Origin of the sequence: Nocardia sp. NPDC059229, from assembly GCF_042754165.1 — a bacterium.
In the GTDB taxonomy this organism is placed as follows: Bacteria; Actinomycetota; Actinomycetes; order Mycobacteriales; family Mycobacteriaceae; genus Nocardia.
Genome location: NZ_JBHZAK010000005.1, coordinates 252,837 through 272,687 on the forward strand (window position 1 = coordinate 252,837; position 19,851 = coordinate 272,687).

The 19,851-nt window shown below is 68.7% G+C and carries 19 protein-coding genes; 13 read left to right on the forward strand and 6 right to left on the reverse strand.

Features of this window, described 5'->3' with window-relative positions:
• Positions 1-7: 7 nt before the first annotated feature.
• From ACFXHE_RS14585 to ACFXHE_RS14595, 3 genes are all read right to left on the reverse strand, one after another.
• Positions 8-760, reverse strand: coding sequence for a hypothetical protein (locus ACFXHE_RS14585; RefSeq protein ID WP_379383158.1), 753 nt, complete (start codon positions 758-760; stop codon positions 8-10).
• A gap of 209 nt (positions 761-969) precedes the next feature.
• A complete protein-coding gene (locus ACFXHE_RS14590) occupies positions 970-1,764 on the reverse strand; it encodes an SDR family oxidoreductase (protein WP_354831237.1) in 795 nt (264 codons plus the stop codon).
• Complete coding sequence (locus tag ACFXHE_RS14595; protein WP_364606757.1) at positions 1,761-2,981, reverse strand: acyl-CoA dehydrogenase family protein; 1,221 nt, start codon at positions 2,979-2,981, stop codon at positions 1,761-1,763. Before ACFXHE_RS14595 ends, ACFXHE_RS14590 begins: the two co-directional genes overlap by 4 nt.
• Before the next feature lie 71 nt (positions 2,982-3,052).
• Here ACFXHE_RS14595 and ACFXHE_RS14600 point away from each other — a divergent pair, with 71 nt between their 5' ends.
• The 11 genes from ACFXHE_RS14600 (at position 3,053) to ACFXHE_RS14650 (ending at position 14,403) form a co-directional block, all read left to right on the forward strand.
• Positions 3,053-4,600, forward strand: a complete 1,548-nt coding sequence (locus ACFXHE_RS14600) for a FadD3 family acyl-CoA ligase (RefSeq protein ID WP_379383160.1) — start codon at positions 3,053-3,055, stop codon at positions 4,598-4,600.
• Positions 4,601-4,671: 71 nt separating this feature from the next.
• Positions 4,672-5,589, forward strand: coding sequence for an enoyl-CoA hydratase (locus ACFXHE_RS14605; RefSeq protein WP_354831242.1), 918 nt, complete (start codon positions 4,672-4,674; stop codon positions 5,587-5,589).
• The gene (locus ACFXHE_RS14610) at positions 5,590-6,720 is read left to right on the forward strand and encodes an acyl-CoA dehydrogenase family protein (protein ID WP_379383162.1); all 1,131 of its coding nucleotides are present in this window, start codon (positions 5,590-5,592) and stop codon (positions 6,718-6,720) included.
• A 16-nt stretch (positions 6,721-6,736) separates the two neighbouring features.
• Positions 6,737-7,780 carry an acyl-CoA dehydrogenase family protein gene (locus tag ACFXHE_RS14615; protein ID WP_379383163.1) on the forward strand — a complete coding sequence of 348 codons (1,044 nt, stop codon included), beginning with the start codon at positions 6,737-6,739 and terminating at the stop codon, positions 7,778-7,780.
• 82 nt (positions 7,781-7,862) lie between these two features.
• On the forward strand, positions 7,863-8,906 hold the full coding sequence (locus ACFXHE_RS14620; RefSeq protein ID WP_379383164.1) for an acyl-CoA dehydrogenase family protein: 1,044 nt from the start codon (positions 7,863-7,865) through the stop codon (positions 8,904-8,906).
• 132 nt (positions 8,907-9,038) lie between these two features.
• The gene (locus ACFXHE_RS14625) at positions 9,039-9,497 is read left to right on the forward strand and encodes a MarR family winged helix-turn-helix transcriptional regulator (RefSeq protein ID WP_379383165.1); all 459 of its coding nucleotides are present in this window, start codon (positions 9,039-9,041) and stop codon (positions 9,495-9,497) included.
• A gap of 131 nt (positions 9,498-9,628) precedes the next feature.
• On the forward strand, positions 9,629-10,858 hold the full coding sequence (locus ACFXHE_RS14630; RefSeq protein ID WP_379383449.1) for an MFS transporter: 1,230 nt from the start codon (positions 9,629-9,631) through the stop codon (positions 10,856-10,858).
• 132 nt (positions 10,859-10,990) lie between these two features.
• On the forward strand, positions 10,991-11,959 hold the full coding sequence (locus ACFXHE_RS14635) for an RNA polymerase subunit sigma-70 (RefSeq protein WP_379383166.1): 969 nt from the start codon (positions 10,991-10,993) through the stop codon (positions 11,957-11,959).
• Positions 11,960-12,027: 68 nt separating this feature from the next.
• Positions 12,028-12,972, forward strand: coding sequence for an LLM class F420-dependent oxidoreductase (locus tag ACFXHE_RS14640; protein WP_379383168.1), 945 nt, complete (start codon positions 12,028-12,030; stop codon positions 12,970-12,972).
• A 9-nt stretch (positions 12,973-12,981) separates the two neighbouring features.
• Positions 12,982-13,860 (forward strand): NAD(P)H-binding protein, encoded by an 879-nt coding sequence (locus tag ACFXHE_RS14645; RefSeq protein ID WP_379383170.1) that lies wholly within the window; start codon positions 12,982-12,984, stop codon positions 13,858-13,860.
• Between the two features lie 75 nt (positions 13,861-13,935).
• The gene (locus ACFXHE_RS14650; RefSeq protein WP_379383172.1) at positions 13,936-14,403 is read left to right on the forward strand and encodes a YbjQ family protein; all 468 of its coding nucleotides are present in this window, start codon (positions 13,936-13,938) and stop codon (positions 14,401-14,403) included.
• A 103-nt stretch (positions 14,404-14,506) separates the two neighbouring features.
• Here the strand turns inward: ACFXHE_RS14650 and ACFXHE_RS14655 are convergent, their stop codons facing one another.
• Positions 14,507-15,997, reverse strand: coding sequence for an amino acid permease (locus ACFXHE_RS14655; protein ID WP_379383173.1), 1,491 nt, complete (start codon positions 15,995-15,997; stop codon positions 14,507-14,509).
• Between the two features lie 163 nt (positions 15,998-16,160).
• Here ACFXHE_RS14655 and ACFXHE_RS14660 point away from each other — a divergent pair, with 163 nt between their 5' ends.
• Positions 16,161-16,913, forward strand: a complete 753-nt coding sequence (locus ACFXHE_RS14660; RefSeq protein WP_379383175.1) for a DUF427 domain-containing protein — start codon at positions 16,161-16,163, stop codon at positions 16,911-16,913.
• Between the two features lie 5 nt (positions 16,914-16,918).
• Here the strand turns inward: ACFXHE_RS14660 and ACFXHE_RS14665 are convergent, their stop codons facing one another.
• Together ACFXHE_RS14665 and ACFXHE_RS14670 are read right to left on the reverse strand one after the other, a co-directional pair.
• Positions 16,919-17,656 carry an NAD-dependent deacetylase gene (locus tag ACFXHE_RS14665; RefSeq protein WP_379383176.1) on the reverse strand — a complete coding sequence of 246 codons (738 nt, stop codon included), beginning with the start codon at positions 17,654-17,656 and terminating at the stop codon, positions 16,919-16,921.
• Between the two features lie 75 nt (positions 17,657-17,731).
• The gene (locus tag ACFXHE_RS14670) at positions 17,732-18,646 is read right to left on the reverse strand and encodes an AraC family transcriptional regulator (protein WP_379383177.1); all 915 of its coding nucleotides are present in this window, start codon (positions 18,644-18,646) and stop codon (positions 17,732-17,734) included.
• Between the two features lie 96 nt (positions 18,647-18,742).
• On the opposite strand from ACFXHE_RS14670, the gene ACFXHE_RS14675 reads away from it, so the two are divergent.
• Entirely contained in the window at positions 18,743-19,801 is a 1,059-nt protein-coding gene (locus ACFXHE_RS14675; protein WP_379383179.1) for a saccharopine dehydrogenase NADP-binding domain-containing protein, read from the forward strand.
• The last annotated feature ends 50 nt before the right edge of the window (positions 19,802-19,851 follow it).

Here is a 19,851-nt window from a genome sequence, read left to right on the forward strand (position 1 = left end):
CTCCCGTTCAGCGCATCGAATACCGCAGCGGCGACGAGACCGACAGGTCGGCCAGCAGGCGATCGCAGATGATCACGGGTGACACCCCCGCCCGGGCCATCCGCGCCACCAGCGCCAACCGCCGTTCGGGACTGTCCCATTCGACGGTCAGCGGCTCCCGGCCCGGCCCGGCGTCCACGGTGGCCATGACCCGCGGCGGTATGCCGTCGCGACCGGGTTCCTCGATGAGCTTGAGGACCATCCCCCGCTGCCAGGCCCGATAGGTCTCCATATCGGCGCCCACCACCAATTTGTCTGTGGCAGCGCATAATCCCTGCGCGATACCGTCGGTGAATGCGGCATGGTCGTAGCGCAGGCGGCGGCAGTTGCGCACCACCTCCAGCAGATCGGCCCGGACCTCGCAGAGCAGGGCCGTTCTTTTGCGGCGACGCTGATCCGCCTCGCTGTCCGAATGGCCGATCCGGGACAGGCCGATCCGGCGGGCGCGCTCGCGATCACGAACCATGTCCCGCCGCAACGCGCCACGCGGGTCGCGTGTCACGTCGGTTTCGTCCACGGCGTGTTGTTCCAGGATCTGCGCCGCCCGCATGGCGGTGGCGCACTCGGAGTCGTGATCCAGTAATTCCGCACCCAAAGTCAGTGCGGCCAGAACGACATTGTCGAGTCTTCGGCGCGCTAGAACGACCTCACGCACCAGCTCGAGTTCCAATTCCTCGTGGGCCTGTGCTGGGGCTGCTTGTTGTCGGCGATCCGGACCCATGGGTCGTGCCCTTCGACTAGCGGTACCGGCCTAAACCAGGATTGCACAACCGCACCCTCGACGCGCCAGCCATTTTTTTGCCCCCCCGATAAAACGGGCACTGCCGCGCCCCCTGAGGGACGCGGCAGTCAGAAAAGCTGCGACCTCACGGCACAGCATTTCGTGTCGGCCGAACGCACGAATTCGGCCGCGCAGGCGAGTAATACGAATTACGCGCGCTGGCTGGAAATGGAGACCACCTCGCCGGTCAGGTAGGTGGTGTAGTCGCTGGCGAGCATGGCGATGGTGGCGGCCACCTCCCACGGCTCGGCGGCGCGGCCGAAGGCCTCGCCCGCGGCCAGGCGGTCGAGCAGGTCGGCCGAGGTGACCTTGTCCAGGAAGGCGTGGCGGGCGATGGAGGGGGCCACCGCGTTGATGCGCACGCCGAACTCGGCGGCCTCGACCGCGCTGCAGCGGGTCAGCGCCATGACGCCGGCCTTGGCGGCGGCGTAGTGGGCCTGGCCGTGCTGGGCGCGCCAGCCCAGGACCGAGGCATTGTTGACGATGACGCCGCCGTGGCCGGCCTCGCGGAAGTACTTGAGCACCGCCCGAGTTGCGCGGAAAGTCCCGTTCAGCGTGATGTCGAGGACCTTGTCCCACTGCTCGTCGGTCATGTCCACGACCGGCACCTCACCACCGAGGCCCGCATTGTTGACCATGATGTCGATCCGGCCCAGCGCCGCGACGGCACCGGCGACCAGCGCGTCCACCTGCTCGGTCGAGCTGACGTCACAGGGCACGGAAGCGATTCGGCGGTCCGGGAATTCGGCCTGCAGCGCCTGCTCGGTCTCCTTCAGGCGACGCTCGTGCCAGTCGGAGATCACCACGTCCGCGCCCTCGGAGAGCAGGCGGCGCGCGGTGGCCGACCCGATGCCGGTGCCCGCGGCGGCGGTCACCACCGCGATCTTGCCCGCGAGCAGGTTGTGGCCGGGGGTGATTTCGGGGGCGGTGGACAGGTCACTCACGGTCGAGCCTCTCGGGGAAGTCCGAGCACGCGCTCGGAGATGATATTGCGCTGTACTTCGTTCGAACCGCCGTAGATGGTGTCCGCACGGGTGAAGAGGAACATGCGCTGCCAGGCATTGAGGTCATCGCCCGGGCCGTCGGCGATCAGGCCGGGCGCGCCGAGCACGTCCATGGCCAATTCGCCCAGGCCGCGATGCCAATTGGCCCACAGCAGCTTGGTCACCGAGGCCTGCCCGGCGGCGGTGCGGGCATCCACGGAGGCTCCGTCGTGGCCGGACTCCAGGGTGCGCAGCACGTGCGCGCGCAGCACCCGCAGGCCGACCCACGCCTTGTCGAAACGGTCTGCGAGGACCGGGTTCTCGATCGCCCCGTTCTCCCGGGCCACGGCCTCGAGGTCGGCGAGTTCGCGCGCGTAGCGGATCTGCTGGCCGACGGTGGAGATGCCGCGCTCGAAGGTGAGCGTGCCCATGGCAACCTTCCAGCCGTCGCCGGGCTGCCCGACCACCAGATCGGCGGCGGTGCGGGCATTGTCGAAGAAGACCTCGTTGAATTCCGCGGTCCCGGTGAGCTGGATGATGGGCCGCACCTCGACGCCCGGCTGCTTCATGGGGACGAGCAGGTAGGACAGACCGTGGTGGCGGGTCGAGCCCTTCTCGGTGCGGGCGACCACGAAGCACCAGTCGGACAGGTGCGCCAGCGAGGTCCAGATCTTCTGGCCGTTGATCACCCATTCGTCGCCCTCGAGCTGGGCGGAGGTGGTGACGGCGGCCAGGTCCGAGCCCGCGCCCGGCTCCGAATAGCCCTGGCACCACAGCTCGGTGACATTGCGGATGCCCGGCAGGAAGCGCTTCTTCTGCTCCTCGGTGCCGAAGGCGATGACCGTGGGTCCGAGCAGTTCCTCGCCGAGGTGCGAAACCCGGCTCGGGGCATCGGCTTTGGCGTATTCCTCGTGGAAGATGACCTGCTGGCGCAGGGTGGCGTCGCGGCCGCCCCACTCCTTGGGCCAGCCCAGGCAGGTCAGGCCGGCGGCGGCGAGGGCGCGATCCCATTCGAGCCGCTCCTCGAAGGCCTCGTGCTCGCGCCCGGGACCACCCAGACCGCGCAGCTCGCGGAACTGGCCGTTCAGGTTCTCGGCCAGCCATTCGCGCACCTCAGCACGGAATTCGGCGTCCTCGGGGGGCTCAATCCCGCTGGCCGGTTCGGGGGTCTGGATCATGCTCACGTCGGTAGAGTAACCTACCAAGCACTTGCTTTGTTAGACCCATTCCCGGACAGCGAGGAAGCCCTGTGACATCTCCTCCGCAGACCACACCGCTCGCCCTGCACGCGGCCGCACACGCCTACGGTGACGCGCCCGCGGTCGGCGACGGTGCCGTGCGACTGAGCTGGTCGCAACTGCTGGACTCGGTGCGTGAGACCGCACGTGCGCTGATGGCGCGCGGCATTCAGCGCGGCGACCGCATCGGCATCTGGGCGCCCAACACGCATCACTGGGTGACCGCGGTGCTGGCGAGCCACTACGTGGGTGCGGCGATCGTTCCGCTCAATACCCGGTACGTGGCCGCCGAGGCGGCGGATGTGCTGTCGCGGGTGCATGCCAAGGCGCTGTTCATCACGGGCGAATTCCTGGGGCGCGACCGGCTGACCGAACTGCGGACCGCCGCACCGGAACTGGGCATCGAGACCACCATCGTGATCCCCGTCGAGGGCGAGGCCCCCGTCGAGGACGCCATCGTCTGGTCGGAACTGGGCAAGGTGGCCGAGGCGGTGAGCCTGGAGCAGGTCATCGCCCGCGCGGAATCGGTATCGCCGAACGATCTTTCGGACATCCTGTTCACCTCCGGCACCACCGGGCGCAGCAAGGGCGTGCTGATCGCGCACCACCAGGTGCTGAGCAGCGCCCGGGCCTGGGCCGACTGCGCGACGCTGAACAACACCGACCGCTATCTGATCGTGCCGCCGTTCTTCCACAGCTTCGGGTACAAGGCGGGCATCATCACCAGCCTGGTCACCGGGGCGACCATGATTCCGCAGGCCGTGTTCGACGTGCGGGAGACCATGCGGCTCATCAACGGCGAACGCATCACCGTGCTGACCGGTCCGCCGACCATCCACCAGACCATCCTCGACCACCCGGAGCGCGACGGGGCGGACCTGTCCAGCCTGCGCGTCGCGGTCACCGGCGCGGCCACCGTGCCGGTCGTGCTCATCGAAAGAATGCGCAGCGAGCTCGATTTCGAGGTGGTGCTGACCGCGTACGGGCAGACCGAATCCGGCGGGTTCGGCACCATGTGCCGGCCCGAGGACTCCAGCGAGACCATCGCCAATACCTGCGGGCGCACCATCGACGGCTTCGAGATGAAGCTCGCCGACAATGGCGAACTGCTGCTGCGCAGCGACCAGGTGATGCGCGGCTACCTCGACGATCCGCAGGCCACGGCCGCGACCATCGACGCCGACGGGTGGCTGCACACCGGCGACGTCGCCGTCATCGACGACCGCGGCTACATGAAGGTCACCGACCGGCTCAAGGACATGTACATCTCCGGCGGCTTCAATGTGTATCCCGCCGAGGTGGAACAGACCATGGCCCGGCTCGAGGGTGTCGCCGAGACCGCGGTCATCGGCGTGCCGGACGAGCGCATGGGCGAGGTCGGCAAGGTGTTCGTGGTGCGCCGGTCCGGCTCGGAGCTGACCGCCGACGACGTGCGGGCCTACGCCAAGGCGCAGCTGGCCAACTTCAAGGTGCCCAAGTACGTGGAATTCCGCGACGAGCTGCCCTACAACGCCGCCGGAAAGGTTCTCAAGCGGCAATTACGTGAGGAGACCGCGTGAGCGAGTCAAGCCCGGAGGCGGCAGCGGAGCGTAACCACGCAGGGCGCTCGATCACGCGTAAAGGAGACAGTGTGAGCCAGGAACTGGGTGCCATCCCGGACGAGGGCGAGGTCGTCCTCTACGAGAAGCGGGGGCCGATCGCGGTCGTCACGCTGAACCGGCCGGACTACCGCAATGCGCAGAACTCGGTCATGACCTACGCACTCGATGCCGCCTTCGTGCGGGCTGTCGAGGATCCGGAGGTCAAGGTGATCGTGCTGGGCGGCGCCGGAAAGCATTTCAGCGCGGGCCACGACATCGGCACGCCGGGCCGCGACCACCACATCAAGTACGAGAACAAGGCCGCGCTGTGGTGGGACCACACCGATCGCCCGGGCGGCGATCAGCGCTTCGCCCGTGAGTCCGAGGTCTACCTGGGCATGTGCCGCCGCTGGCGGGAGATCCCCAAGCCGACCATCGCCATGGTGCAGGGCGCGTGCATCGCCGGTGCGCTCATGCTGGCCTGGTCCTGCGACATGATCGTGGCCTCCGAGGACGCGTTCTTCTCCGATCCGGTTGTGCGCATGGGCATTCCGGGCGTCGAGTACTTCGCGCACCCGTGGGTGCTGGGGCCGCGCCGCGCCAAGGAGATCCTGTTCACCGGTGAACGCTTCACCGCCGCACAGGCTTACGAGTGGGGCATGGTCAATCGTGTCGTCCCGCGCTCGGATCTGGAGACCGAGACCTTCGCGCTGGCCGACAAGATCGCGGAGATGCCGCAGTTCGGGCTGGCGCTGACCAAGAAGGCCGTCAACCAGTGTGAGGACCTCATGGGCATGCGGGCCGGCATGGACTCGGTGTTCGGGTTGCACCACTTCGCGCACGCCCACAATGCCGAGGTCGGCGCGGACTCGCTGGGCGGGATGAACGCCAAGTCCATGAAGGCCGCCGCGACCGACGCCGCTGCCGGCCGCGAAACAGAATCCGCCAACAACGACGGGGCGAAATAAGTGGATCTCGAATTCGACGCCAAGACAGAGGAGTTCCGCGCCGAGGTGCGCGAGTTCCTGGCGGCCAATGTGCCCGCCACTCCCCTGCCCTCCATGGACACCAAGGAGGGCTTCGAGGCGCACCGCGCGTGGGAGGCCAAGCTCGCCGAGGCCCGCCTGTCGTGTGTGGCCTGGCCCGCCGAGTACGGCGGCCGCGACGCCTCGCTGACCGAGTGGGTCATCTTCGAGGAGGAGTACTACGCCGCGGGCGCGCCGGGCCGCGTCTCGCAGAACGGCATCTTCCTGCTCGCGCCGACCCTGTTCGAGCACGGCTCGCCGGAGCAGCTGGCCCGCATCCTGCCGAGAATGGCGCGCGCCGATGACATCTGGGCGCAGGCGTGGTCCGAGCCGGAGGCCGGCTCCGATCTGGCGGGCATCCGCTCCACTGCCAAGCGCACCGACGGCGGCTGGCTGCTCAACGGCCAGAAGACCTGGAGTTCGCGAGCCTCGTTCGCGGACTGGGGTTTCGGCCTGTTCCGCAGCGACCCGGAGGCCGAACGCCACCGCGGCCTGACCTACCTGATGTTCCCGCTCACCGCGGAAGGCATTACGGTGCGGCCGATTCCGCAGCTGGACGGCGAGCCGGGCTTCGCGGAGATCTTCCTGGACAACGTGTTCGTGCCGGATGCGGACGTGATCGGTGAGCCGAACAACGGCTGGAAGGTCGCCATGGCCACCTCCAGCAATGAGCGTGGCCTGTCGCTGCGTTCGCCGGGCCGGTTCAATGCCACCGCCAACAAGCTCATCGAGCTGTGGCGCGGCGCGGCCGCCGAGTCCGACACCGCCCTCGCCGACCGCGTGGTCGACGCCTGGGTGGGCGCGGAGGCGTACCGCCTCAACACCTGGGCCACCGTGACCCGGCTGGCCGAGGGCGGTCAGCTCGGCGCGGAATCCTCGGTGAACAAGGTGTTCTGGTCGGATCTGGACATCGCCATGCACGAGACCGCGCTCGATCTGCACGGCGCGGCCGCGGAACAGGAATCGGCCTGGACGGACGGCTACCTGTTCTCGCTGGCGGGCCCGATCTACGCCGGTACCAACGAGATCCAGCGCAATATCATCGCCGAACGCCTGCTCGGCCTGCCGCGATAGCCACCCGGAGGACGACATGCGATTCGCATTGACCGCAGAACAGAACGATTTCGCCGCCAGCCTGCGCAAGATGGGCGAGGCCGCCAAGACTCCCGGCGTCGTCCGGGCATGGGGCGCAGGCGATTCCACCGCCGGGCGCGCACTCATCGGCCAGCTGGCCGAGGCGGGCGCGCTGGGCCTGACCGTCACCGAGGAGAACGGCGGCTTCGGCGCGGGCCCGGTCGAGATGATCGTGGCCTTCACCGAGATCGGCCGGGCCGCGGTGCCGGGCCCGCTGGTGGAGACCGCCGCCGCGATTCCCGCACTGCTGCAGGCACTTCCGGACTCGGCGCTCGCCGCCGAGCGGCTGCCCGAGCTGGCCGAGGGCGCGAAGCTGGGCACCCTCGCGGTGACCGCCACGGCCGGCGCGAACGCGGGCCGGGCCGAGGGCGCGGCCACCGCGCTGGATGCCGACATCGCCGACCTGGTGCTGATCGCGGAGGGCGACCGCATCGCGCTTGCCACCGCCGGTGCACTGGTGGCGTCGGTGGACGCCGCTCGCCGCCTGTTCACCGTGACCGCCGGCGAGACCCTGGCCGAGGGCGAAGGCGTCGGCGCCGCCATCGATCTCGCCTTCGACACGGCCGCCCTGGCCGCCGCCGCGCAGCTGCTCGGCGCGGGCCGGGCGCTGCTGGACACCAGCGTCGAGTACGTCAAGCAGCGGCAGCAGTTCGGCACTCCGATCGGGCGCTACCAGGCCATCAAGCACCACGTGGCCAATGCCCACATCGGGCTGGACATGGCACAGCCGCTGCTCTACCGGGCGGCCCTGACCCTGGAGTCCGGCGCGGACGCGCAGACCCGCGGCCGCGACATCTCCGCGGCCAAGCTGGCCTGCGGCGAGGCCGCCTACCAGGCCGCCCGCATCGCGCTGCAGGTGCACGGCGCCATCGGCTACACCGCCGAATGCGATCTGTCGCTGTGGCTGACCAAGGTCACCGCGCTGCGCTCGGCCTGGGGCACCCCTGCCGAACACCGCGCCCGCATCGCCGCTGCTCTCCGCGCCGGAAACGTCGCATGAGCACCCCGGCGGCCGGGGCGCCGAGCACGCCCGGCCGCCGGGCGACACACTCGAATCACTTCTACGACATGGGAGCGAAGGCATGAGCCTCACCGCCGAACAGCAGGAACTCGCGACCACCGTGCGCGCGGTGCTGGCCAAGCACGGGGACAGCGCGGCCATGCGGCGCGGGCTGGAGAGCGAGCGCGGCTACGACGAGCAGCTGTGGAAGCTGTTGTGCGAGCAGGTCGGTGTCGCCGCGCTGGCGATTCCGGAGGAGTTCGGCGGCGTCGGGGTCGGTCTGGTCGAGTCCCTGCTGGTGGTCGAGGAGCTGGGGCGCACGCTGTCCGCGCCGCCCATGCTCGGCTCGGCCGTGCTGGGTGTGCAGGCGCTGCTGCTGGCCGGGAACGCCGAGGCCAATGAGCGGCTGCTGCCGGAGGTCGCCGAGGGTGTCCGCACGCTGGCGCTGTGCTGGGCCGGGCCGCGCGGCTGGGACTCGTTCGGGGTCACCGCCGAGGGTGAAAAGCTCTCGGGCTCCGCGCATTACGTGCTGGACGGCGTGCACGCGGACACCCTGCTGGTGCTGACCGCCGCGGGCCTGTTCGAGGTGGACGGCACGGCCGCGGGCGTCACCCGCACCGCGGTCGTCACCCAGGATCCGACCCGCAAGCTGGCGCGCATCGACTTCGACTCGGTCGAGGCCCGTCCGCTGGGCGAGCCGAATGTCGCCCGTCTGCGTGAAATCGCCTGGGCGGCAGTGGTTGCCGAGCAGCTCGGCGCGGCCGAGCAGTGCCTCGACATGACCGTCGAGTACTCCAAGTCCCGTGTGCAGTTCGGTCGCCCGATCGGCAGCTTCCAGGCGCTCAAGCACCGCATGGCCGACATGTACGTGCTGGTCGAGTCGACCCGCTCCATCGCGTACCTGGCCATCGCGGGCCTGGCCGAGGGCGCGGTCGAGGCCGTCGACGTGCAGTCCGCCCGCCTGCATGCCATCGACACCTTCAACTCGGTGGTGTCCGAGACCGTCCAGATGCACGGCGGTATCGCCATCACCTGGGAGCACGACGCGCACCTGTTCTTCAAGCGCGCCCATGCCGACGCCCAGCTCTTCGGCACTCCCGGCCGTCCGCTGGCCCGTCCGGCCTAGCGGCGAGTCCTTTCCGGAAACGGCCCGTGCGCAGTTCGCTGCGCACGGGCCGTTTGCGTTGTGCGGTATCTCACGCGACCAAATATCGTTAGGCTATGTAACTACATAGTTAGCTTATGCAACAATCGACCGGTGCAGCTGAGACAGGCAACCGAGCTCATCCCGGAGAACACCGGGGACAGGCTGGTCGACATCGTCGTCGCCACCTCACGGCTCAACCGCCTGGCCGGAGTACTCGGCGGCATCGATCTTCCGCACGCCGTCATGCGGGCCCTCGGGACCCTCGACGAGTACGGCCCCCTACGGATCAGCGAGTTCGCTCGCCTCGACCGATGCTCGCAACCGGCAGCAACGGCGCTGATCGGACGGCTGACCCACGCCGGTCTCGCCACGCGGACCAAGGATCCCGACGACTCCAGAGCCGTGGTCGTCGCACTCACGCCCGCGGGACGAGACCGGCTGGCCGCCGCCCGGGACCACCTCGGAAACTCCCTCGCCGCACGCCTTCCCGGCCTCGATCCGGCCCTGCTCACCCGCCTGAGCCGGGACCTGAACGACCTCGCCGAGGCCTTCAAGGCCGCCGGAGCCTGAATCCGGCCCCTCGCAACTCGACCGAAAGCAGCTGCGACTCACCATCATTCGTAGATGAGGACTCTCCCGTGACCACCAGCCCGATCACCCGGCCCGCCTTCCCCGCGGCTGTCGGCCCCGACAACGCCGCTCTGTCGAAAACCAACGCCGCCAGCTCGAAACCCACGCAACCCAAATCGGTGTGGGCCGTCGCATTCGCCTCGGTCATCGCGTTCATGGGCATCGGGCTGGTGGATCCGATCCTCAAACCGATCGGCGAGCAGCTGCACGCCTCACCGTCCCAGGTGACACTGCTGTTCACCAGCTACATGCTGGTCACGGGCGTGGCCATGCTCATCACCGGTGTCATCTCCAGCCGCTTCGGGGCCAAGAAGACCCTGCTGGCCGGCCTGGCCATCATCGTCGTGTTCGCCGCTCTCGCAGGCAGTTCCAGCACGGTCGGGCAGATCGTGGGCTTCCGCGCCGGCTGGGGTCTGGGCAATGCGCTGTTCATCGCCACCGCGCTGGCCACCATCGTGGGCGCGGCCACCGGCGGCGTCGCCCGCGCCATCATCCTCTACGAGGCGGCACTGGGCATCGGCATCGCGTCGGGTCCGCTGGTGGGCGGGTTCCTCGGCCACTTCACCTGGCGCGCACCGTTCTTCGGCGTCTCGGTCCTGATGGCGGTCGCGTTCATCGCCCTGGTGGTGCTGCTGCCGGAGTCGCCGAAGCCCGCGAAGCCGACCTCGATCGTCGCGCCGTTCAAGGCCCTCACCTACCCGGGCCTGCTGCTGGTGAGCGTGACCGCGCTGCTCTACAACTACGGCTTCTTCACCCTGCTCGCGTACACCCCGTTCCCTCTGAACATGGGCACCTATTCGATCGGATTCATCTTCTTCGGCTGGGGTCTGCTGCTCGCCCTGTCCTCGGTGGTCTTCGCCCCGAAGCTGCAGCGCGCCTTCGGAACCGTGCCCATGATGGCGCTCGCGCTCGCCCTGTTCGCGGCGGATCTCGCGGCCATGGCCGTGTTCACCGACCACAAGCCGGTCCTCATCGTCGGCACCGTCCTGGCGGGCCTGTTCCTCGGCATCAACAACACCCTGATCACCGAGGCCGTCATGGAGGCCGCCCCCGTCGAACGCTCCACCGCCTCGGCCGCCTACAGCTTCGTCCGCTTCGCCGGCGGCGCGGCCGCCCCCTACCTGGCAGGCAAACTCGGCGAACACCAGGCGTCCCTCCCCTTCTGGGTCGGCGCCGCCTGCACCGCCGCCGCGGTCGCCGTCCTGTTCTCGGGCCGAAAGCTCCTGTCCCACATGGACGATCACGCCCCCGCGACCCACAGCCAGGCGGAGGCCCAGGCCATCACCTTCGGCGAAGACTGATCCGTCCACGCCGCGGACCGCATCCCAAGGGGTGCGGTCCATTCACATATCCGCACGTCGCCACCCCTGGCGATTACTTTCGACTGTCCGGGTCGTCTGAATATCGACATCGCTACGTCCCGGGGAGCTGCCATGCCGTCGACCGTGTCCGGTGATCTCGATCGCGAGGAATTCCTGCGCGCTGCTGAGGCGTATCGCGGCGAGCTGATCGCGCACTGCTATCGGATGGTCGGCTCGGTGCACGAGGCCGAGGATCTGGTACAGGAAACATATCTGCGAGCCTGGCGGGGTTGGGAGGCATTCGAGGGGCGGGCGTCGACGCGGAACTGGCTGTATCGGATCGCCACCAACCTGTGCCTGACCGCGGTCACGAACAAGCAGCGCCGGGTACTGCCATCCGGATTGGGGCCCGCCGCGGCGGGATCCGGGGCCAAACTGGAACGGCTGTGGCTGGAACCGTTCCCCGAGCGCTGGCCGGATACGGACCCGGCCGAGATCGTCGCCGGTCGGTCAAGTCTGCGGCTGGCGCTCGTGGCAAGCCTGCAGCATCTGCCGCCACGGCAGCGGGCCGTGTTCATCCTGCGGGAGGTGCTGGCCTACCCGGCGGCGGAGGTCGCCGACATGCTCGGCATGAGTCTCGCGGCGACCAAGAGCGCACTACAGCGGGCCCGCGCCAAACTCGACGAGGTGTCCCCGCGAGCGGACGCAGTGATCGAACCGGATTCCCCGCACGCGCGGGCCCTGCTGGAGCGCTATATCACCGCGTTCGAGAACGCGGACGTGGCCGGGCTCACCGAGCTGCTGCGCGACGACGCCATTCTCGAATCCACCGCGACGGGCCGCTGGCTGGCGGGCAAGACGCACTGCATCGAGCGGCTGCTGATCTGGGCGCGCTCCGGGGAGTACCGGCTGTATCCGGTGATCGCGAACGGGCAGCCCGCCATGGTCGCCTACCGGGGCGAGCACACGGACCCGGCGCTCACCGCGTTCGGCGTGGTGGTGCTGGCCGTCGACGACCGGCACGTCACCCACGTGACCGCCTTCATCGACCCGGGCGTGGTGCGCCACTTCGGGTTTCCCGAGGTCGATCCGGGGCACTGAGGGCGGCGATTCCTTTCGCGGGCCGGCGTGGTCTCTATCCCGACCACCGCACGAAAGGAATCCTCGTCATGAAACTCAGCCTGTATCTACCGACCGGGACCACCCAGGAATTCGCCGGTTACAGCGACCCGATCGCCGCCTTCGAAGCCATGCGTGAACTCGCGGTCGCCGCCGACGACTGCGGGTTCCACACCCTGTGGGCCCCGGACCACTTCATACCCTTCGGACCACCCGGGGCCTATGTCTTCGAAGTCTGGACGACACTGTCCGCGCTGGCCCGCGAGACCCGGACCATCCGGCTCGGGCAAATGGTGACCGGCAACGGCTACCGCAATCCGGCGCTGCTCGCGAAAATGGCCTCGACCCTGGACGTCATCTCCGGCGGCCGCTCCACCTTCGGCATCGGCGCGGGCTGGTACGAGCAGGAGTATCAGGCCTTCGGCTACGACTACCCGGCCGCGCCCGAACGGTTGCGGCGGTTGGAGGAGGCACTGCGGATCATCGCCTCGATGTGGACCGAACCCGCCACTACCTTCGACGGCGACTATTACCGCGCCGACCGTGTCGTGAATCAGCCTGCGGGAGTGCAACATCCACACATTCCGCTGATGGTCGCGGGCGGCGGCGAGAAGGTGACCCTGCGGCTGGTCGCCCGTTATGCCGACCTGTGCAACGTGCAGGAGCCGCCGGATGTGGTAGCCCGGAAATTCGAGATCCTGGCCGGGCACTGCGCCGATGTCGGGCGCGAATTCTCCTCCATCACAAAGACTTCGACGTCCTATTGCATCATCGGCGACACCGACGAGCAGGCACGAGCGGCCGTCCCGCCGTGGGCGCCGCTGGTATTTCCCGGCGACCTCGCCGACTACGGCCTGATCGGCACCCTCGACACGATCGCCCAACGGCTCACCGCCTACGAGAAGGTCGGCGTGGACGAACTCGTCGTCGCCTTCGGCAATGCCCTCGACCCGAACACCCTGCGCACCTTCGCATCCGCATTCATTCAGAAGTGAGGTAGACCCATGTTCCTGCTCACCGGAGTCACGGGCGCGGCCGGTTCCATCGTCCTGCGCGAGTTCGTGAAACAGCAGGTCCCGGTTCGCGTGCTGGTGCGCGACCCTGCCAAGGCCGTGCAGCTCGCCGCTGCGGAACCGACAATAGAGGTCGTGGTCGGCGACATGCTGCACGCCGACACCCTCGGACCCGCCATGGAGGGCGTCGACCGGGCGCTGATGATCTCCTCCCCGCGCGACCGCATGGTGGAGACGCAGTGCCGATTCATCGACGCCGCCAAACAATTCGGGGTGCGGCACATCGTGAAATTCGGCGGCAAGGAATCCGGAACCACCTTCGATCTCACGGCTTTTCGCGGCACCCGCTGGCATTTGGAGATCGAGGCCTATCTGGAGGCTTCCGGCCTCGAATGGACGCATTTGCGCCCCAGCCAGTTCATGCAGATGTACCTGCCGGAGGCGCTGACCGGAGTCGACAGCGCCCGCCACGCGCTGGTCATGCCGATCGGTGCGAGCAGACTGGCCCCGGTCGACATCCAGGACATCGCCGAAGTCTGCGTCGCCATGATGCGGGCCGAGGGCATCGAAGGCCAGGCGTTCGACATGACCGGCCCCGAGGCGCTCACCTCCACCGAGATCGTCGAACAGCTTTCCGCAGCAACGGGAACCACGTTCACCTACGAACTCGTGACCCGCCGACGCAAACGCGAGCTGCACGCCGAGCAGGGTCTACCCGGCCCGGTCATCGACCTGCTCGACGAGCTCTACGCCGGCCGCGCCGGATCCCCCGAAGCCCACATCGACGTGTCCACCCACGAACGCTTCGGCGTCACCCCCACCACCTTCGCCGAATTCGCCCGCCGCAACGCCCCGGCATTCACCGCCTGACCTCGGGCAAACCCGATGCGGGCCGTGCCATTCCGGTTCGGTCCGCGTTCGGTTCGACCCCGTACGATCCCGCTCATGAACCAACCGATGCCGCCGCAACAGCCATACCAGCAGCAGTACCCGCAGCAAGGCCAACAGCCGTATCCCCCGCAGGGCCAAGCCCCCTACCCGCAGCAGGGTCAGCCGCAACCGCAGCAGCAGCCTGGCCCGCAGTTCCCGATCCTGGTCTCCACCATGAACGATGTCCCGGGCCAGGAAATCGTCAAGGTAATCGGCGAGGTTGCGGGCCTGACCGTCCGCAGCCGCGGCCTGGGCGCCAACTTCGCAGCCGGCTTCCGCGCTCTCGGCGGCGGCGAAATCCACGAATACACCCAGCTGCTGTACCAGTCGCGGCATGAGGCCATCATGCGAATGTGCCAGCACGCCATGGCCTATGGCGCGAACGCGGTGATCGCCATGCGCTTCGACTGCAACGAGATCGCCAACACCATGAGCGAGGTCGCCGCCTACGGCACCGCCGTCGTCGTCAAACCCACGCAGTAGGCACCGGGCTCGGGAGCTTTATCGAAAGATTGTTCGATAACCGGTCATCTCGACGGGAATCGCCCGATTCGTTGTGGAATCGGTGTGGCGCAGGGGATTCGGGTCAGTGGTGGAGGATTTCGACGTCGCGGACCGGCTTCTTGCGGCCGAATTTGGCGCGCAGGGGGTAGATCGCCATGACTGCCAGGAGGCTGATGGTGGAGGCGATGAGCTGGTTGCGCTGGTCGGGGTTGCGGGCCATGGCTACGAAGACGGCGAAGAGGGCGATGATGACGGCCCAGCTGATGTAGGGGTAGCCCCACATGCGGTAGGTGAGGGCGGAGGGGTCCTCGCGGCGGAGGCGGGCGCGAAGTCGCAACTGGGAGAACATGATCGCCACGTAGACGAAGGCCAGGACGACGCCGATGGAGTTCACCAGGAAGGTGAAGACCTGGTCGGGTGAGACGTAGGAGGCGATGACCGCACCCCAGGCGGCGACGGTGCCGAGCAGGACGGCCCGGGCGGGGACGCCGCGCTTGTTCAGCTTCACCAGGGAGGCGGGGGCGTCGCCGTCGCGGGTGAGGACGTAGAGCATGCGGGAGGAGACGTAGATGGCCGAGTTCAGCACCGACAGCACCGCGGTCAGGATGACGACCTGCATGATGGTGCCGGCGGCCGGAATCCCGATGTGCTCGAGCGCGCTCACGAACGGGCTCGTCAGCACCTTGGCGTCGTTCCACGGCAGGATGGTCACCACCAGGAAGATCGAGGCCACGTAGAACAGGCCGACCCGCCACAGCACATTGTTGGTGGCGCGGGCCACCGCCGGGCCCGGCTCCTTGGATTCCGCGGCCGCCATCGTCACGATCTCGGTGCCGCCGAACGCGAACATCACCACCACGATGGCGGAGAAGACGCCGCCGACCCCGTTGGGCGTGAAGCCGCCGTGCCCGGTCAGGTTGGCGAAGCCCGCGGCCGAGCCCGGCCACAGCCCGAACACCCAGGCCAGTCCGATGGCCAGGAAGGCCACGATCGCCACCACCTTGATGGAGGCGAACCAGAACTCGAACTCACCGAACGACTTCACCGACACCAGGTTGACCACGGTCATGACGATCAGCAGCCCGGCGGACAGGATCCACTGGTCGAGGTCGATCCAGTTGCCGAGAATGGCCGCGCCGGCCACCGCCTCGGCCCCGACCAGGATCACGTAGAGGTACCAGTACAGCCAGCCGACGGTGAATCCGGCGAACGGTCCCATGGCCATCCGCGCGTACTCGCCCATGGATCCGGCGACCGGGCGGGCCACCACCATTTCGCCGAGCGCCCGCAGGACGCACAGCACGACGAGTCCGGCGCCCGCGTAGGACAGGATGGCGGCGGGCCCGGCGGTCTGGATGACCGAGCCGCTGCCCACGAACAGGCCCGCGCCGATCGCGCCGCCGATGGCGATCATCGTCATGTGCCGGCGCCGGAGTCCGGTACGCAGTCCCTGCTGCTCGCCGCCCGGTTCCGTCAGCTGTACACTGCCGGGCTCCGGCTTCAGGGCACCACCGGTTTCCGGCTCGAGGGGACTGCCGGGCTCCGGCTTCTGGATACTGCCGGTTTCCGACATCTGACCGCCACCTTCTTGTGTTGCGCGAGTGTTGCCCGAACACCATATCGGCCCTGGTCAGGGAGGGAAAATCGCCGGTCGGGCCGCGGTTTCCCGGGCTGCCGCCGGTACGCGAATCCTGCTCCCCGACAGCGGTTTACCCACGGGCGTACCGTCAGGAGGTATGACCGAGACACAGCGTGGCCGGGTACGCGTCGAACCGAGCGCCAAGCGGGTACGCGCCTACCTGGGCGGTCACCTGGCCGCCGATACCGTCAATCCGACGCTGGTATGGGAGGGACCCCACTACCCCACCTACTATCTGCCGGTCGCCGACCTGCGGGTGAAGCTGGAGCCCAATGGCAAGACCCGCCACTCCCCCAGCCGCGGGGACGGCACCGAATTCGATGTGATCGCCGACGACGTCACCGCGGCGGGCGCGGCCGTCCGGCACCTGGACTCCCCGATTCCGGAACTGCGCGACCTGGTGAAGCTGGACTTCCAGGCCATGGACGAGTGGTTCGAGGAGGACGAGCCCATCTACGTCCACCCCCGCGACCCCTACACCCGGGTGGACATCCTCGCCAGTTCCCGCCACATCCGGGTCGAACTGGACGGCGAGACCCTGGCCGATTCGCACTCCCCGCGCATCCTGTTCGAGACCGGGCTGCCCGCCCGCTACTACCTGCCGCTCACCGATATCCGCATGGACCTGCTGCGGCCGTCGGCGACCAGGACGTCGTGCCCGTACAAGGGCCACGCCGAGTACTGGAACATCCAGCTGGGCGAGACCAGTCACCCGGACCTGGTGTGGATCTACCGCACCCCGCTGCCGGAGAGCCAGAAGATCGCCGGGCTGGCCTCGTTCTACAACGAGAAGGTCGACATCTGGGTGGACGGCGAGATGGTGCCGCGCCCGAAGACGCCGTTCAGCTGAAACCCTCAGTCCCCCAGGATCTCCGACACCAGCCGGGGCAGCGCCGCCCCGATCGGGTCGCGCACGATCTCGGCGGCGTAGTCGTCGTAGGGGGTCGGTTCGTTGTTCATGATGACCAGGTCGGCCCCCGCGTCCACCGCCACCGCGCACATGGACGCGGCGGGCTCGACCTGGAGTGAACTGCCCACGGCCAGAAAGATTTCGGCGTTCTCGGCGATCTGCACCGCCGCGCGAATGGCGGCGGTGTCGAGCTGCTGGCCGAACATGACGGTGGCCGCCTTCAGGATGCCGCCGCAGTCCGGGCACGCTGGATCCGGCTCGCCCGCGGCCACCCGCTCCAAGGTGGCGGCCATGGAATCGGTGAAATCGCAGTCGATGCAGACGACTTCGAACATATTGCCGTGGATCTCCACCACGCTGTCCGACCCGGCCCGCTGGTGCAGCCGGTCGATGTTCTGGGTGATGATGCCGACCTCCCGTCCCGAGGCAGCCAGCCGCACCAGGGCCTGATGTGCCGCATTGGGTGTCGCCCGCCAGGCCGGATTGTCCCGCCGCGCCAGCCACGCCCGGGTGCGTAGCTCCGGATCCGCCACATAGTTCTGATACGTCGACAGCAGCTCCGCGATCGGATCCTCGGTCCAAACCCCGCGCGGCCCACGGAAATCCGGTATTCCGGAGTCGGTCGAAATCCCCGCGCCGGTCAAGACGCCGATCGGTCCCCTGCGTGCACGCCAGTCCGTCACACTGCTCAGCCTATGCCGACCCCACCCAGCCCGCCGCCCGTCCACCGTCTGCCGCGCGACGAGCCGGGCCCGCGTTCAGACCGCCAGAACAGCGGGTTCATCGTCGACGCGGCGGTACTGGCCGGGAGCCGATCCGTACTGGCGTTTGAAGGCCTTGGCGAAGGCGAACTCGCTCTGGTAGCCGACCTTCCTGGCCACGCCGGCCAGCGGGGTGTCCGTCTCGCGCAGCAGCCGCGCCGCGGTGAGCATGCGCCAGCGGGTCAGATAGGACAGCGGCGGCTCGCCGACCGTGGCGAGGAAGCGGCGAGCGAGGGTGGCGCGACTGACCCCGGCGACGGCGCTCAGCTCCGGGACCGTCCAAGCCCGTTCCGGCGCAGCGTGAATCGCGCGCAGCGCATCGGATACGGCCGGGTCGCCGAAGGCGCCGGCCCAGCCGGTCGGCGCAGTGGACTGTTCGTCGAACCAGGCGCGCAGCATGAACAGCAACAGGGTGTCGAGCAACGCGGGGATGGCGGCATCGGTGCCGGGTCGCGGTTCGGCGATCTCGGCGGCGAGCAGATCGACGGCGGACCGCAGGGCCGGGTGGCGGCCGGGGCGGGCCGGAAGGTGGATGAATTCCGGCAGGTCGTCGAGCAGCGGGTGGCTGCGGTGCCGACCGAGTTCGTACGCACCGCATACCAGCGCCGTCCGCGCGCCCGGACCCGCGATCTCGCGCGGCTCGCCCGGCACGGCGACCTCGGTGATCGGCGTCCCCAGCGCGTCGGCCAGATCATGGTTCTCGCCGCGCGGCATGAACAGCACATCGCCGGCCCCCAGCGCGACCGGCTCCCTGTCGGGCGGCAGCACCCAGCACGAACCCTGAAGCACCACATGGAATCCCGCGCCGGGCACCTTCGGATAGCGACGGCCCCACGGCGCGTGCCGGATGAAGAGTCCCGAGGCCGGGTTGCCGGTGCGGATGGCGGCGACGGTCTCGCTGAGGATGTCCACCTCGACACCATACCGCTCACTTTGTGAGCGTTTCGAGCATCGTACTGAGCAATTCAGCCATTCATATGCTCACTGCACGCGAATAGCTTCATTCACATGACGACACACGAAACCACGCAGACCCCCACCATCGCCGTGTACGGCGCGAATGGCCACACCGGCGGCTACATCCTGTCCGAGCTGGATCGCCGCGGCCTGACCCCGATCCTGGTGGGCCGCAATGCCGATCGGCTGCGCGCCGCCGCCGACGCGGCCGGGCTACCGCAGGCCGAGATCCGGATCGCGGCGGCGGACGATCACGCCGCCCTGGTCGCGGCGTTCACCGGTGCGGATGTGGTGATCAGCAGCCTGCCCGCCTACGTGGACCTCGGCGAGCCCATCCTGGCCGCCGCCCTCGACGCGGGCACGCACTATGTCGACATCTCGGGCGAGCAGCTGTTCCTCCGCCGGGTCCTCGACGAGTACGGCCCGCGCGCCGAGCGTGCCGGGGTGACGGTCCTCTCCTCGGTGACCGACAGCAATCTCCCCGCCGATCTGCTCGCGGATCTACTCGCCGCGCGTCTCGCCGGACCGGTCGGCTTCGTGATCAGCCACCACAGCCGCAGCGGCGGGGACGGCTCCCGCGGCAGCGCGAAAACCCTACTGGCCAGCCTGGATTGGTTCCGCGCGGGCGGCTGGCACTATGCCGACGGCGAGTTCCGCACCGGCCCGGCGGATCCGGCGCCCATGCTGTACCCCGGCGACACCGAGCCGACCGCGGTGGCCAAGTTCGCCTTCCCCGCGGTACTCACCATCCCGCGTCACACCGATGCCGCGTCGGTCACCGGCGCCGTCGACAGTGCGTTCCGGGCCAACATCACCGGCCTGACCGCCGAGCTGGTGGCAGGCCTGCCGGAAAAGCCCAGTGCCGCTTCGGATCTGCGCTACGACATGATCGTGGACGCCACCGCAGCGGACGGCCGGACACGGCGCGGCGTGGTCAGCGGGGTCGATTCCTACCGGGATTCTGGCCTGATGGCAGTCGAAGCGGCCGTGCGGCTCGCCAGCGGCGCCGTGAAGCCGGGTGTGCTCACGCCCTCGGAGGCCTTCGACGCCGCGGACTTCCTGGATTCGCTCGCGCCCCGCGGCATCACCTGGACGATCACCGGGGCATGAGACGGCCGTCGATGACGTCTGGCCGAACGCGCTCGCAATACAGGGAATTC